Source organism: Tissierella carlieri (genome assembly GCF_018917285.1).
In the GTDB taxonomy this organism is placed as follows: domain Bacteria; phylum Bacillota; class Clostridia; order Tissierellales; family Tissierellaceae; genus Tissierella; species Tissierella carlieri.
The window spans coordinates 1-16,898 of record NZ_JAHLOH010000007.1 but is presented as its reverse complement, the minus strand read 5'-3'; the positions used below and the strand labels follow the sequence as shown (position 1 = coordinate 16,898).

The window sequence follows — 16,898 nt, the reverse complement described above, 5'->3', positions numbered from 1 at the left end:
AAATGAACGAAAATGTAAGCTGTGAAAATGTAGCTAATATAGAAAAATATCTAAGAAAAGTAGATTATATCATAAGGAGAAAAGGGAGAGAAATATTATCTGACTTTAATATTACTGTACCTCAATTTTCAGCTTTACAGATTCTTATAAACCAAGGGAATATGACAATTGGAGAATTAAGCCAGAAAATGGCTTTGGCATGTAGCACTATTACAGATCTTATTGATCGCATGGAAAAAGCGGAGTTAGTAGTAAGAAAAAAAGATGAGAAAGATAAAAGGGTTGTGAGAGTAGAGGTATTACCTAACGGTTATGATATTTTGGAAAAAGTGTTAAATAAGCGTATTGACTTCTTATCAGGAAAGTTAAGTGATTTTAGTGATGAGGATAAAAATAAATTGCACTTGGGATTAAAAGCCTTATATGAGGCAATGAAGGATGAGTCATAAGATTAGATGTAAAAAAGAGGGGATAACATGAAAATTGTCGACAATAGATATAAGATTGAAAAGGTTTTAGAGGATACGTTATATTTTGAGACGTATAAAGTATCTGATCTATGGGAAGACGATAAAATTCAATTGATGAAGCTTTATCACTTTGACGTTCAAAGAGAATTAATAAATTATTTTATCGACAATTTTATTTATTTATCAAATATTAATCATAAACATATATTGTCTAGTGAAAAGTTTAACCTAGTTAAGACAATAGATACTAAAAAGGTGAATATGTTGTTATATTACTCTATATCTGAATATATTCATAGTCCTAGATTAAGTGATATAAAAGAAGAGTTAAGTTTGGAAGAAAAGCTTAAAGTTCTATTAGATATTATAGCAACAATCGATTTTTTACATTTTAGAGGTTTCACATACAAATTATTAAATCCTTCAGAAATATTTATAACTAAAGATAGAAGTGTAAAACTTACGGATTTAGCTACTATTGTTGAAAAAAGATACAATTCTCATTATGATGATTTAACAAGATATTTCATATCTCCCGAAGCGTTAATAAATAGGGATGAAAATGATAAAAAAGTAGATTATTTTTCATTAGGTGTGTTAATTAAATATTTATTACTACAGGATTTTCTAGTTGATGATGTAGATTCATTTGTCTATAATGAGGAAAGTATTTTAACTACAGAACAAAAACAAAAGTTAAGTAATATTATTAAACAACTTACCAAGAGAGATTTCATTATAAGAGATGTAAACCTATTGGAGATTATAGATGAAATAAGCAATATTTTTAACCTGAATCATTCTTATGATTTAATAGAAAGCAGAAGTTCTTTGTCCTTTAATAATAAAATCATTGGTAGGGAGAAAGAAATTCATAAATCCATGTTAATAGATGATGATATAGTAAATGGAACTAATAGATATAAAGGTTTAGTTGTGAATGCTGATTTTGGAGTCGGAAAGTCAAGATTCCTTGGTGAAATATCTCATAGATTGAGACTAAAAGGTAGAGATGTGTATTTTATTGGGATACATGAAAGCATAAGTAATGATTTACTAGATATGTCAAACATATTAAAACAATCTATGAAGGATACACCGTCTGAACTTATAGAGAAATATAGAAATGAGTTGTCACGAATACTTCCAGAGTTAAGATTAAATATTGATGAAGGCATAGATACTGATTTAAATCAAAAAACAGAAAGATTTAGGTTATATAATAGAATTGCAAATTATTTTACTGAGCTTTCTAAAGAGAAGATAATATATATTATTATTGATGATATACAGAAATGCAACAGTAATTTTGTAATGCTTTTAGATTATCTAATTAAAAACGTTAAAGGAAATAATGTATTTTTTATTTTTTCTTTTGAAGGAAGTCATGGAGAAGAAACTACTTTAGTTAAAGAGAAAATAAATGAGTGGAAAACGGATTCATATGTAATAGATATGGAATTGCATAAGCTTGGATTAGAAGAAATTGGATTTATGGTTAAGAATATATTAGGTATGTCTCGTATACCACACAATTTAGCATCAGTCTTATATAAGGAAAGTCAAGGAAATCCTAGACATATAGAATATATTATTAAGCATTTATATAATATAGGAGAATTTTATATTAATATTGATGGCAAATGGCATAGAAAAGGTGATAGTTATTCAGATTTGTATTTTCCAGCTGATTTTGATGATGCCTTTAAAAAACAGTTAGATATTATTAAAAAGAATTATTTTGATGTGTTTAAAGTAATGGCAATATTTGATGATGTACTGCATAAAAAAATATTGATGAATATGTTAGATATAGAACAAGGTAAGCTAGAAAAGGATTTAGATGAGTTAACTAGTTTAAAGCTTATCGATGAAAGGTTAGCAGACTGGGGATATAGTTATAGTATAAATAGTAGTGAACTGAAGAAATTAGTATATTATGAAATTCCTCAGAGTGAAAAAGAAAATTTGCATAGAAAGGCATCTAAGGTTATTCAGGATTTTTATGGTGATGATCTAGATTTAGTATTAGAAGAATTAATATATCATTTAATTAAATCTAATCAATCTGAGAAAGCTCTAAATATAATTCTAGGAGGTTTTGAGAAACTAGAAAACAGGTATAGTACTTATGCCAGATTATTGCTTGAGAAAGCATATAATATAGCAAAGGATAGTAAAGGCACAATTAAACTAAAGATTCTAGAGAAATTAGTGGACATATACTCTTTGAAGGGGGAAACGGAAAAAGGAGACACCTATTTAGAAGACTATCAGAAGGAAGCAGAAAGGTTAAGTGATTTTAAACATATAATTAAAGGCATGTCTATTAATGTAGATAATTATTATCGAAAAGGACAAAACCATTTGGCATTTAAATATATTGAAGATATAGAAAAGATATCTACAGAAAATCATATAATTGAGGGGAATATTATAGCTTTGTCTTTAAGAGCTAGAATTGGTATAAGTAATGGGGAGCTAAAAGAAACGGAAGAACTCTTATATAAGGCTATTACTTTATCTGAAACTTATGAAATTAAGACATATTTAGGTACCATATATAACCGTTTAGGATTAATTAAAGCTTTAAGTGGAAATATAAATGAAGCTATAGAGAATTATGAAAAGAGTATTCTATATCATCAAGAAACCGATAGCCTAATAGAAGCTACTAGACCGATTAATAACATTGGTACTATATATGCAGACCATTATGCAAATAATGAGAAAGCAATGGAGAATTATAGAAGAGGTCTAGGAATTGCAACTAAATTCGGTGTTCAAGAAGTAGAAATAATTTTTCTAAACAATATTGCTGAACTATATATGAGGAATTACGAGTTTGAGAAAGCACTTAAATATATGAAGGAAGTTAAAAAAGGTGCTATAGAATTACAGGACTTAAATGGAATTTTAATAGCTAATATTAATATGGGAATTATATATTTAGCTACTTCTGAATATAACAATGCCTATGAATGTTATGTATATTTAAAAGAAATATTTGAAACTAAGCAAATTTTAGACTTAGAGCTCAATGTTGGTTATCATAATTTTCTCGGAGAATTTTATGGATATATGGGACAATGGGAGAAAGGTATAGAAGAGTCGCAAGTTGCTGGAGATTTATGTAAGGAATTTAATGCTAGAGAATATTTAAAGGCACAGTGTAGAATAATCTATTTCAAATTTTTTAAGGAATCTTATTTTAATAGAGATGAGATAGAAAAAATTAGAGAGTTATATAGGAAAACAGAACTAATACAGGAACGAAAAAAAGCATTGCTTTACTTTTCTATAATCAGTATCTTACATGGAGATATTGATTATGCATTAGACTTACTCGAAGAAGATTTTAACTTAATAAATTTAACAAAAGTAGAATTTTTAGATATTATAAGAGAAGTCATATTATATATTATTGACTCTACAGACAAATCCATTGAAGATTTAATTTTTATTGAAGAAAAAAAGATACAAGATAATTTATTTTCCTCAAGGTTATTTTTAAATACAGCAATTGGATTTAAATTGTATTGTAAAAGAAAATATAAGCAGGCTATTAAATATTTAGTAGAAGCATTAGATATTATCTATAGGTTATCTTTGAAGATATATGACGTAAACCTTAAACTTAGTTATATTAAAAGTAGAAAGGGAGACTTAATAAAAGAAAGAATCTTTACAGCTGTGGAAAAAGAATATGCTTGTCAATTGGACTATCTTCCCTTAGAGAGCATAAGTGAAGAAAATATATATGAATATTTTGATATAACTCCAATTATTGATGGAATAGGCAGTGAAGAATTTGTAAGGATCACACAATTAGAATATTATGGTGAAGCTTTAGATATTAAAAACACAGAAAATTTAATTTCTAGACTCAGTGATGACTTTAGATATAATCTTGATTTAATATTGTCTTATTTGGGGAAAGAATCTTTTGCAAAAAGAGGATTTATTTTAAACTATAATGAGAAAAAGAAAGAATATGAAATAATTTCATCTCTAGATAAAAAATTTGATTATAAAATCAATGAGGGTATTTTAAACTTAGCAGATAGATCTAAGAGGGGAATTTTAATAAATAGCAATTTTAGTACGGCTTATAACCAAAGGTATAGAGAGTTTTTATCAAATGACATTAAAGGTATAATGTGTGTGCCAATAATTATATTTGAAGAAGAAAATGAAAAAAAAGCTGATAGAAGGAAATATTCTTCAGATGAAAGTATAACTCAAGGTTATATCTACTTAGAAACGGATAAGGTTTTCAATAGATTTGATATTGATAGACTTCAATTGATTAGAAATCTTTCTTATCTAATATTTATTAACTTAGAAAACAATAAACTAAGGTTAATGGCAACAACTGATAAGCTTACTAGTACATTTACTAGAAAGTATTATGAAGCAAAATTTGACCAACTTATCAGTAAAACTAAGTCTAACAATGGGAACTTCTCTATTTTGATGTTAGACATTGATAAATTTAAAAATGTAAATGATAACTATGGGCATAGAAAGGGAGATGAAATTTTAGCTTCAATAGGAAATACTCTAAAATCAACGATTAGGGGCACTGATATTGTAGCTCGATATGGTGGCGAAGAGTTTATCGTATTGCTTAAAAATACAACAGAAGAAGAGGCATATAACATTGCTGAAAAAGTGCGAAAAAATATAGAATCCTTAAAAATTCAAGGAATAGATCACCCTGTTACTGTAAGCATAGGTATATCTATTTATCCCCAACATAGTCAATTTAAGGAAGATTTAATTGAAAAGGCTGACCAAGCTTTATATCATGCAAAGGAGACAGGTAGGAATAAAGCTATTTTATGGAATGCTCAAATGGATAATACGATAAATAGAGTTGATAAGCTTGCTGGAATTCTAACAGGTAGCATGGATGAAGATAATAGAAATATATTAGCCCTTATGGATATTATTGAGCTAATCAGAGAGAATCGTGATATTAAAGGAAAAACATTTACGTTTTTAGGAAGATTATTAGAGACCATAGATGCGGAATGGGCAACTATGATGATTATTGAAAAGAATAAAAGTGTAAAAAAATATTTTACTCGGGCTAGATTTGATGATGATTGGGTAGATGCTCCTCCTCTAAATCATAAGATTATTGATAGAGTAATAGATAGTAAAAAAGGAGAGTTTTTAATAGATTGGGATAATATAGACAATGTTGATTCTTTATCTGGATTGCCCAACTGGCAATCAATTATAGTATTACCATTAATAAAGAATGAAGGAGTAAAAGGTATTCTATATATTTCCACTTCTTTGAAGAATAAAGAGTTTGATTTTAATAGCTTTAATTTATCTAAGAACTTTGGTAATATATTTGCAGCTATAGTTTAATAAAAGAAGCGTTAGCAAAATAAGGAAGACTGTTTTATAACCCATAGGAAAATTGAAATTAAAATAGGGTGGAATTTTCCTATGGATTATAAAAAATATTTACTATTTTATACTATATTATGATATAATTAATTAAAGGTTTAGAAAAATTTCCATCATTAAAAAGTAGGGGAGATTATGTCTAAGAATTTATTTACTTTAAGAAAATCTATTAAATTAAAAAACCACAGATAATTCTGTGGTTTTTTTATGCACTTTAGTTAGGTAGTGAAATATATTAATGAATTTAAATGGAGGGGGATATTATGGGAAAAGTATTTATTAATGGCAATGGTTTAACCTTGGAAGAATTTATAAGGGTGGTAAGATTAGGTGCAGAAGTAGAATTGTCTAAAGAGGCAGTTTCTAGGGTAGAAAAAGCTAGGGCCTTAGTTGATAAATTCGTAGACGAAAATAAGGTTGTCTATGGTATAACTACAGGCTTTGGAAAATTCAGCGATGTAGTTATCACTGGAGAAGAAACAAAAATATTACAAAGAAATCTTATTATAAGCCATGCTTGCGGGGTAGGAAATCCTTTAGATGAAGATATAGTTAGGGGTATTATGCTACTTAGAGCAAATGCATTGTCTAAAGGTTTCTCCGGTATAAGACTATCCACACTAAATACTTTAGTCAAAATGTTAAATAAAGGAGTGCATCCAATTATACCTGAAAAGGGATCTCTTGGAGCTAGTGGAGATTTAGCACCACTATCTCATATGGTATTAGTTATGATAGGGGAAGGAGAAGCTATATATCAAGGAAAAAGAATGCCTGGCAAGGAAGCTATGGAAAAGGCAGATATACCAACTATTGAATTAACTTCTAAGGAAGGATTAGCTCTGATTAATGGAACTCAAGTCATGACATCAATTGGTGCCTTAACAATATATGATACTATTATGTTAAGTAAGACAGCCGATATAGCAGCTTCTTTAACAATAGAAGCTTTAAACGGTATAGTAGATGCATTTGATTCCAGAGTTCATAGTGTAAGGGCTCATGAAGGTCAAGCGAATACAGGAAAAAATTTATTAACTCTATTAGAAAAAAGTTCAATGGTGACTCGCCAGGGAGAACTAAGAGTGCAAGATGCATATTCTTTAAGGTGTATACCTCAAATACATGGTGGCAGCAAAGACTGTTTTGAGTATGTAAAAGAAAAGATTGAGATTGAAATGAATTCTGCCACAGATAATCCTTTAATATTTGTTGAAGAGGAAGAAGTAATTTCAGGTGGTAATTTCCATGGACAGCCAATGGCCTTAAGCTTCGATTTTTTAGGTATAGGGTTATCTGAATTAGCTAATTTGTCTGAAAGAAGACTTGAAAGATTAGTAAATCCTTCTTTAAGTAATGGCTTACCAGCATTTTTGGTTAATAAAGGTGGACTTAATTCGGGATTCATGATAGTTCAGTATTCAGCAGCATCTTTGGTGTCAGAAAATAAGGTGTTAGCACATCCAGCCAGTGTAGATTCTATACCATCATCTGCTAATCAAGAAGATCATGTATCTATGGGAACTATTGCTGCGAGAAAAGCTAGAGAAATAATGGGAAATGTGAGAAAAGTTCTTGCTATGGAAATTTTAGCTGCTTGTCAAGCAATTGATTTAAGAGGAAATAAAGGATTGGGAAAAGGAACTAAGATAGCTTATAATGTAATAAGAGATAGCATCAAATTTATGGAAGATGATAGAGTTATGTCTTTAGATATAAACAAATGCGAAGATATAATTAAATCTGAAAATATAGTAAATGCTGTTGAGAAAGAAATTGGAAGATTATTATAAGGGGGAGATTTTATGATTAAGAATTTGCAAATTTCTGAGGCTATGACTATCAAGTTAGGAAATGAATTACCACCAGTACCTAATTTTGAAGCTGGAATACGAAGGGCTCCAAAGAGAGAATTAAACTTGACTCAAAGAGAAATAGAAATTGCGCTTAAAAATGCCCTGAGATATATACCAGAAGAATTGCATGAAGTATTAGCACCAGAGTTTTTAGATGAGTTGTTTACTCATGGAAGAATTTATGGTTATAGATATAGGCCAGAAGATAATATTAAGGGGAAGCCAATAGATGAGTATAAAGGTAAATGTATCGAAGGAAAAGCTTTTCAAGTAATGATTGATAACAACCTTGATTTTGATGTAGCATTATATCCATATGAATTAGTTACCTATGGAGAAACTGGGCAAGTTTGTCAAAATTGGATGCAATATAGATTGATTAAGAAGTATTTAGAGGAATTGACTGATGAACAAACACTAGTAGTTGCATCAGGTCATCCAGTTGGATTGTTTAAATCATCTATAACAAGTCCTAGAGTAATTATTACAAACGCACTTATGATAGGAGCTTTTGATGATCAGGAACATTGGATTAAAGCACAGGCAATGGGAGTTGCAAACTATGGACAAATGACAGCAGGAGGCTGGATGTATATTGGACCTCAAGGAATTGTTCATGGAACTTATAATTCTATATTAAATGCGGGCAGAATGAAACTTGGAGTGAAGGAAGATGGTGACTTAAGAGGTCATATGTTTGTAAGTTCTGGATTAGGTGGTATGAGTGGAGCTCAAGGTAAAGCTACTAAAATAGCAAATGGTGTAGGAATTATAGCAGAAGTAGATTTTTCTAGAATACAGACTAGACTAGATCAAGGCTGGATAGATAAAGCTTTTGATGATTTAGAAAAATTATTTGAATATGCTCATGAAGCAATGGCTAAAAAAGAAGCAGTAGCAATTGCATACCATGGTAATATTGTAGATTTGCTGGAATATGCAGTAGATAATCATATTAATATAGAGCTATTATCAGATCAAACTTCATGCCATGCTCCTTATGATGGAGGATATTGTCCTCAAGGATTAACATTTGAAGAAAGAACGGAAATGATAGAAAAGGATAAATCAAGATTTATTAAATTAGTAAATGAATCTTTGATACATCATTTTGAATTAATTAAGAAGCTAGTAGAAAGAGGAACATATTTCTTTGACTATGGAAATAGCTTTATGAAAGCTGTTTATGATGCAGGAGCAAAACATATTTCTAAAAATGGAATAGATGAATCAGAAGGATTTATATTCCCATCTTATGTAGAAGATATAATGGGACCTATGTTATTTGACTACGGATATGGACCTTTTAGATGGGTTTGTTTAAGTGGAAAGCATGAGGATTTAATTAAAACAGATAAAGCAGCCATGGAATGTATAGATCCGAATAGAAGAGGTCAAGATAGGGACAATTATATATGGATAAGAGATGCAGAAGCCAATGGGCTTGTTGTAGGTACTCAAGCTAGAATCTTATATCAAGATGCACTAGGTAGAACTGAAATAGCATTAAAATTTAATGAAATGGTAAGAAATAAAGAGGTGGGTCCTATAATGTTAGGCAGAGACCATCATGACACAGGAGGTACAGATTCACCATTTAGAGAGACTGCTAATATTAAGGATGGTAGTAATATTATGGCAGATATGGCTACACAATGTTTTGCGGGTAATGCAGCTAGAGGAATGAGCCTTATTGCACTTCACAATGGTGGAGGAGTAGGTATAGGGAAATCAATTAATGGTGGATTTGGGATGGTATTAGATGGATCTGAGAGAGTTGATAATATCCTTAAAACTTCAATGCCATGGGATGTAATGGGTGGAGTTGCAAGAAGAGCTTGGGCTAGAAATGAAAATTCAATATATACTTGTATTGAATATAATAATAAATTTAAAGATACAGACCATATTACAATTCCATATGTAGCGGATGATGATTTGGTTAAAAGGTTAGTGGGAGATAAATTGAAAAATTAATCATAGGGGGATATAAAATGGCTAGAATTATTCAATGTGTACCTAATTTTAGTGAAGGAAGAAATAAAGATACTATAGAAAAAATAGTTGAAGAAATTAGAATAATTGAAGATGTTAAACTGCTAGATTATTCTATGGATAAGGATCATAATCGTACAGTTGTTACTTTTATTGGCGAACCCGAGAAAGTAATAGAAGCAGCTTTTAATGCATGCAAGGTAGCATCTGAGCTAATAGATATGAGAAGTCACACAGGAGAACATCCTAGAATGGGTGCAACAGACGTTATACCACTCATTCCAATATCAGATGTTACTATGGAAGAATGTGTTGAGCTATCAAAAAAGTTAGGGAAAAGAATAGGAGAAGAACTTAATATTTCGGTATATTTATATGAAAAATCAGCGGAATCTTTAAGCCGTGAGAACTTAGCGGATGTAAGACGAGGTCAATATGAAGGGATGGCAGATAAATTAAAGGAAAAAGATTGGGTGCCAGACTTTGGACCGATTGAATTAAACGAAAAATCAGGTGTTACGGCAGTAGGAGCAAGGATGCCTTTAGTAGCATTTAATGTAAATCTAGGAACAAATGACATTAGTGTGGCTAAAAACATTGCAAAATCCATAAGAGGTGCAGCAGGAGGATTTAAATATTGTAAGGCATTAGGAATAGAAATCAAAGAAAGAAATATTGTACAAGTAACTATGAATATGGTAGACTATACTAAAACACCGCTATTTAGAGTGTTTGATGTGATAGAGAGAGAAGCTAGAAGATATGGAGTAAATGTTATAGGGAGCGAAATAATAGGGTTACTTCCTATGGCGGCAATGATTGATGTAGCGGATTACTATTTAAGACTAGAGAACTTTGACCACGGCCAGATTTTAGAAAAAAGAATGATGGAATAAGGTGATAGAATGAAAGCCACTTTAGTTATAAAGAATGTTGATAATTTAATAACTTTAAAAGGAGAAAATAAACCTAGAGTTAAAGAATCATTAAAAGATATAGGAATAATAAAAAATGGTATAATAGCTTTAAATGGTGAGAAAATAATTTATGTAGGAGAGGGTGAATTACCATCAGATATTATTGTAGATGAGGATACTATAATATTAAATGGTATTGGTAAAACTGTAACCCCAGGATTAGTAGATTCTCATACTCATCTGGTACATGGTGGATCTAGAGAAAATGAATTAGCTATGAAGTTAAAAGGGGTACCATACTTGGATATATTAGCAGCAGGTGGAGGTATTCACTCTACAGTTAAGTCGACAAAAGAAGCCACATTTGAAGAGCTGTATAATCAAGGAAAGAAGAGTTTAGATACTATGCTTAAATTTGGAGTAACAACGATTGAAGCAAAGAGTGGATACGGGATAGATGATTTTGACACTGAATTGAAACAATTAGAGGTAGCAAATAAGTTGAATGAAGATCATCATGTTGATATTGTTTCAACGTTTATGGGGGCACATGCTGTACCCAAAGACTATAGAGATAATCCAGATGAATTTGTAGATATTATTATTAAAGATATGATACCTGAAGTAGCTAGAAGAAAGTTAGCGAAGTTCTGTGATGTATTTTGTGAAGAAGGTGTTTTCACAATAGACCAATCTAGAAAGATTTTGCTTGCTGCTAGGGAATATGGTATGGAGCCTAAGTTGCATGCTGATGAAATTGAGCCATTAGGCGGAGCGGAATTGTCAGCAGAAATAGGATGTATCACGGCAGATCACTTGATAGCAGCTAGTGATATTGGAATTGAGCAAATGGCTAAGAGTGGTGTAATAGCAAATTTACTTCCTGGCACTAGCTTTAATTTACAAACTGGAAAATTTGCTAGAGCTAGAAAAATGGTGGAAGCAGGAGTTCCCATAGCTTTATCTACAGACTATAATCCTGGGAGCTGTCCTACAGAAAATTTACAGCTTATAATGAGTTTTGGTTCATTGATTATGAAATTGACTCCAGAAGAAGTAATTACAGCTGTAACTATAAATGGGGCTGCAGCTTTAGGATTAGAAAGGGAAGTTGGAAGTCTTGAAATAGGAAAACGAGGAGATATAGTAATGTTTGATTCACCAAATTTAGAATATATTATATATCATTTTGGAGTAAACCATGTTGATACAGTAGTTAAAAAAGGTAAGATTGCATATAAAAATAATACAATATAATTATTCTAATTAAATAACTAAGACTTTTAGCTTGTTGAAATCATAATAACAAGCTAAAAGTCTTTTCATTATGGGAGGAAGAAATCTGAATGATAAAAGAATTGGTTAGAGCATTTTTATTAGTTTTTGCTGCTGAAATGGGAGATAAGACTCAGATAATAGCTATGACTTTTGCGACTCAGTATAAAGTAAAGGAAGTAATTTTAGGCGTCATATTTGGAGTCGTATTAAATCATGGAATTGCTATTGTATTAGGTCGTTTTATTTCTAAGGTAGTTCCAATGAATTTAATACAAATAATTGCTGGAATTATGTTTGTTATTTTTGGTATAATGGCTTTAAAAGATGATGAAATAGATGAAACTGAGAATAAAAAGGCTTTTAGTCCAATTATAACAGTGGCATTAGCTTTTTTTATTGGAGAATTAGGTGATAAAACTCAATTAACAGCAATGACATTATCAACAGAAGGAAATTATCCTATTTTTATATTAATGGGAACAACGTTAGGTATGGTCGCTACATCTGGACTTGGTATATTTATAGGCAGTAAAATTGGGGAAAAGATACCAGAGGTTGCTATTAAAATTGTTTCTTCTATAGTTTTTGTATTCTTTGGAAGTTTAAAACTATTAAATACAATTCCAAAAGACTATATAAATATTGTTAATATTATATTATACTTATTGTTATTATTAATTGTTGAATCTGTTTTAATAAGAAAGTTACTTACAAATAGAAAGAATAAAGTCAGTTCTCCTATGAAGGAAGTAGCCTCGAAGCTTTATAATCAGACAAGAGTTCTTAAAGAAACTTTAGATAGTATTTGTTTGGGAGAAGAGAAATGTGGAAAGTGTATAGGGGCAACTTGTCTAATAGGATATACTAGATTTATACTCGAAGAAGCAAGGGAAAATGGAAATTACTATCAAGCTTCTATAATTGATATAGACTCTTTGATTAAAAAGGGATATGATAATAATAAGATTATAGAGGCTCTAAGTATGATAATAATAGATTCCATAAACAATGGTTGGGATACCAATAAAAGTTTCGTAATTAATAAAATTAGGAACTTCTTAGAAACAATTATTTTTGGAGAAGGTTTAAATGTTGATGTGAATTTTAAAGAATATTTAGAAGAAGCTAAAAAGAAAAATAGTAAATATGGAATAATTTTAGAGCAAAAGATTTACGAAACTTTGTATAAATAGTATTTTATATTTATTAATTATATAAATAATTAAAATAAAGTATATTTTGTAAAAAATAAAAGGAGGTATATTCTATGGCTGAAAATCAATATGTGGTTTTTAAACTTGGAAAAGGTGAATTTGGTATTGACATAATGAATGTAAAAGAAATTGGTCCATATGAGGAATCTATTTCTCTACCAAATACACCATCATTTATTGAAGGGGTTATAAATTATAGAGGAAGTGTTATACCAATTATTAATTTAAAGAAGAGGTTATCATTAGGACAAGCTGAGGTAACGAAAGATACTAGAATTATAGTTATTAGTTTAGATGAGAAAGAAATTGGATTTATAGTAGATGAAGCTTCTCAAACAGTTTGGGTAAATGATGAACAAATAGATCCTGCCCCTTCATTTATAAGTGGTGTTGATAAGAAATATATAACAGGTGTAGGGAAATTAGATGAAAAAAGGCTTTTAATTCTAATAGACCTAAAGAAAATATTATCAAAGGATGAGATAGAAGAAATACAAAATTTAGAGGTTTAGTATATTATGGGATCACAACAAATAAGTATCAAAAGATTAAATGAAATATTAGAGGCTACTATTGATTCCATAAAAGGGACTAAGGATGAAATTTTTGAGATTGTTAGCCATTCAAGATTAGAATGTAAAAGACTGGAGGATGAACTTAAGTCTTTACAGGTTAAGATTCAGGATACACTTGCTCAAGTAGGGAGATTAGAGGACCTTGATAAAAGAAGTCGTGGGAATCTATCTAATAAGAGCAAGAATTTTCATTTATTTAGTGAAAATGATATAAAAGATGCTTATGAACTGGCTAATGGAATTAGAGTAGAGCTTTTATTAAAGAGAGAAGAAGAAAAAAACTTGATAGAGAGAAGAAAGGAAATAGAGCTTAGGCTAAAGAGCTCCTATGAAGTATATAAAAAAGCGGAAAATATTAATAAACAAATAACCGTAGCTACAGAGTATTTAATGGGAAATGCGGGCAATATAGCAGCAACTGTAGATGAGCTGAGTAAGAAACATTATTTAAGTATTAAAATTATAGAAGCACAAGAAGAAGAGAGGAGTAGGGTAGCCAGGGATATACATGATGGACCAGCTCAATCTTTAGCAAATGTTATAGTAAAAGCTGAGTTATGTGAAAGATTATTAGATGTAGATAAGGATAGGGCTAAAAATGAGCTTCATAATTTAAAATGGGTTATTAGAGGAACTTTAAAAGATGTAAGAAAGATAATATATGATTTGAGACCTATGTCTTTAGATGATCTTGGACTTATTCCTACATTAGAAAGATATATATCTATTTTTGAAGAAGATACTGGAATAAAGGTAAGCCTTAAGACATATGGCTCTTTTAGTGATTTAGAATCTGCTATACAAATAGCTATCTTTAGAATTACTCAAGAATCTTTAAGCAATATTAGAAAACATTCAAAAGCAAAATCTACTTCTATTATAATTGAAAAATCTTTAACTAAGATTAATCTATCTATTATAGATGATGGTATAGGATTTGATCCAGAAAGCTATAGAAAAGAATCCAATTCAGTATCAGGAGGATTTGGATTGATGAGTATAAAAGAAAGAGTTGAGTTGCTAAATGGGAACCTCCACATAACATCTTCTTCAAATTTGGGAACTAAAATAAGCTTATTCATACCTTTGAATGAGGAGGACTAAACAATGAAGGATAAAATTATTAAGGTTATAATTGCGGATGACCACGCATTAATAAGAGAAGGAATAAAACAAATATTAGAATTGGAAAATGATATAGTCGTTATTGGACAAGCAAGTAATGGTGAAGAAGCTTTTACAATGGCTACAGAATTAGATCCAGATATAATACTATTAGACATAAATATGCCTAAATTAAATGGAATAGAAACCCTTAGGAAATTTAAAGATATGGGAATAACATCGAAGGTAATTATTCTTACTATACATGAGGACAAGGAATATATTTTAAAGACATTAAAGTTAGGCGCAAATGGATATATGTTGAAAGATTCAAATGCAGATAGTTTAATTAAAGGAATTAGAGATGTAGCAAAAGGAGAGAAGTATATACAACCTAGTGTGGCAGATTTAGTTAGCAGATCTTCTAACTATGATGAATATTTCAATATTAGTATTGATAAAATCAATTCACTAACAAAAAGAGAGTATGAAGTACTTATTTTAATTGCTGAAGGCTTGAATAATAAAGACATTGCTGATAGATTATATATTAGTGAAAAAACTGTGAAAAACCATGTGTCGAATATCTTTAAAAAGCTTGATTTAAATGATAGGGTTCAGGCTGCAATATTTGCATATAAAAATAATATAAAAAAATTATAAAGACCAGACGAATTATCTCTTCTGGTCTTTTACAAATTCTAATATATAATTTTTAAAAGCTTCGCTGAGGGGGGATAGCTGTCTACTCTTATGAAAAGCAAAATAAAATTTTCTGATAAATTCCAAGTCTTCAACATAGAAAACTTTATATTTTTCAAGTATCAAGTCATTTTGAACGGCTTTTTCGGATAGGAAACTAATACCTATACCAAGAGAAACTAGTTCTTTAATTGCTTCTGTGTCTTCAACATAAGCAGCTATATTTAGTTTGCTAATAGGAAGCTTAGCTTTTTCAAATATATTCTCAACTAGGGCCCTAGTACCAGAACCTTCTTCCCTAAATATGATTTTTTCTCTAAATAATACATCCTTTTCTATATAAGAAAAATTATCACCAGGAAACTTAGGAGAGTTAGGAGTGACTAAAACTAACCTGTCCTCCATTAAATCAATATACTTAAGATTGTTTGAAGAGAATTTAGCTCCTAGAATTCCAAAATCAGTTTCTCCATCTAAAATTCCTCTCACAACTTTTTTAGAATCCTTATCACCTACAGTAAATGAAACATCAGGATAATGATTTAAAAAGTTTTTAATTATAGTTGGTAGTAGATATTTTCTAGGAACAGAACTTGAATATATGTGCAAATGACCTTGAATTTTACCTTGATAAGAAGCTAAATCAAATTTTGCCATTTCACAAGAATTCAATATATTAATGGCATATTTATATAATAAATTGCCTGCATCGGTCAATGTGATTTTCTTTCCAAATCTATTAATTAATAATGTACCAAGTTCTTTCTCTAAATTTTGAATATGATTAGTCACAGTAGGTTGAGTAATAAAAAGCTTTTCAGCTGCCTTAGAAAAACTCTTTAATTTCGCAACTTCAACAAATGTTTCTAATTGTCTAAAATCCATTCTATCACCTCTCTCAAATTATTACTCCAACTCTATTGTAACAAATAATAGGTATAAATCTACAATTATTCTAACAAATATATAAAGAAATTTACAATACAAAATATCTATAAGACAAACTGTAACCATTGGTTTAAGTAATATAAGAGTATTTTTTTATAAAACTAAATAATATGTTTAAATTGCTGTTGACAAAGTAATAAAAACAGTGTATAGTTATATATTGTCAGCGCCAAGTTCTTTAAAACTTTTAATGAAAACAAATCAACAAAATGATTTAAAAAAAGTTTTAAAAAACAGTTGACAGCAAACGGAAAGTTTGCTATACTAAGTAAGTCACCTCGTAAGGGGTGCAGGAACCTAGACAACTAAACAGTGTGAGTAACTTTGAATTATAAAACACACAAGTAACAAATTAGCTTTTTAAAGCTAGCTAAATTTTGAGCTAATCAGACTTTTTTATGAGAGTTTGATC

At 29.9% G+C, this 16,898-nt stretch carries 11 protein-coding genes; 10 read left to right on the top strand and 1 reads right to left on the bottom strand.

Annotated elements, in window-relative coordinates; genetic code table 11:
• Positions 1-2: 2 nt before the first annotated feature.
• From KQI38_RS00660 to KQI38_RS00615, 10 genes are all read left to right on the top strand, one after another.
• Positions 3-449 carry a MarR family winged helix-turn-helix transcriptional regulator gene (locus tag KQI38_RS00660; RefSeq protein ID WP_216554289.1) on the top strand — a complete coding sequence of 149 codons (447 nt, stop codon included), beginning with the start codon at positions 3-5 and terminating at the stop codon, positions 447-449.
• A gap of 27 nt (positions 450-476) precedes the next feature.
• On the top strand, positions 477-5,855 hold the full coding sequence (locus KQI38_RS00655) for a diguanylate cyclase (RefSeq protein WP_216554287.1): 5,379 nt from the start codon (positions 477-479) through the stop codon (positions 5,853-5,855).
• Between the two features lie 305 nt (positions 5,856-6,160).
• Positions 6,161-7,690 carry a histidine ammonia-lyase gene (gene hutH, locus KQI38_RS00650; protein ID WP_216554285.1) on the top strand — a complete coding sequence of 510 codons (1,530 nt, stop codon included), beginning with the start codon at positions 6,161-6,163 and terminating at the stop codon, positions 7,688-7,690.
• Positions 7,691-7,702: 12 nt separating this feature from the next.
• Positions 7,703-9,730: a urocanate hydratase gene (locus KQI38_RS00645; RefSeq protein ID WP_216554283.1), complete on the top strand. Its 2,028-nt coding sequence runs from the start codon at positions 7,703-7,705 to the stop codon at positions 9,728-9,730.
• A gap of 17 nt (positions 9,731-9,747) precedes the next feature.
• Positions 9,748-10,644: a glutamate formimidoyltransferase gene (gene ftcD / locus KQI38_RS00640; RefSeq protein ID WP_216554281.1), complete on the top strand. Its 897-nt coding sequence runs from the start codon at positions 9,748-9,750 to the stop codon at positions 10,642-10,644.
• A 9-nt stretch (positions 10,645-10,653) separates the two neighbouring features.
• Positions 10,654-11,922 (top strand): imidazolonepropionase, encoded by a 1,269-nt coding sequence (hutI, locus tag KQI38_RS00635; protein ID WP_216554278.1) that lies wholly within the window; start codon positions 10,654-10,656, stop codon positions 11,920-11,922.
• 89 nt (positions 11,923-12,011) lie between these two features.
• Positions 12,012-13,136, top strand: a complete 1,125-nt coding sequence (locus KQI38_RS00630) for a TMEM165/GDT1 family protein (protein ID WP_216554277.1) — start codon at positions 12,012-12,014, stop codon at positions 13,134-13,136.
• Positions 13,137-13,210: 74 nt separating this feature from the next.
• Positions 13,211-13,669: a chemotaxis protein CheW gene (locus KQI38_RS00625; RefSeq protein ID WP_094901710.1), complete on the top strand. Its 459-nt coding sequence runs from the start codon at positions 13,211-13,213 to the stop codon at positions 13,667-13,669.
• A 6-nt stretch (positions 13,670-13,675) separates the two neighbouring features.
• Complete coding sequence (locus KQI38_RS00620; protein ID WP_094901712.1) at positions 13,676-14,836, top strand: sensor histidine kinase; 1,161 nt, start codon at positions 13,676-13,678, stop codon at positions 14,834-14,836.
• Positions 14,837-14,839: 3 nt separating this feature from the next.
• The gene (locus KQI38_RS00615; protein WP_216554275.1) at positions 14,840-15,499 is read left to right on the top strand and encodes a response regulator; all 660 of its coding nucleotides are present in this window, start codon (positions 14,840-14,842) and stop codon (positions 15,497-15,499) included.
• A 12-nt stretch (positions 15,500-15,511) separates the two neighbouring features.
• Here the strand turns inward: KQI38_RS00615 and KQI38_RS00610 are convergent, their stop codons facing one another.
• Positions 15,512-16,423, bottom strand: coding sequence for a selenium metabolism-associated LysR family transcriptional regulator (locus KQI38_RS00610; protein ID WP_216554273.1), 912 nt, complete (start codon positions 16,421-16,423; stop codon positions 15,512-15,514).
• Positions 16,424-16,898 lie beyond the last annotated feature (475 nt).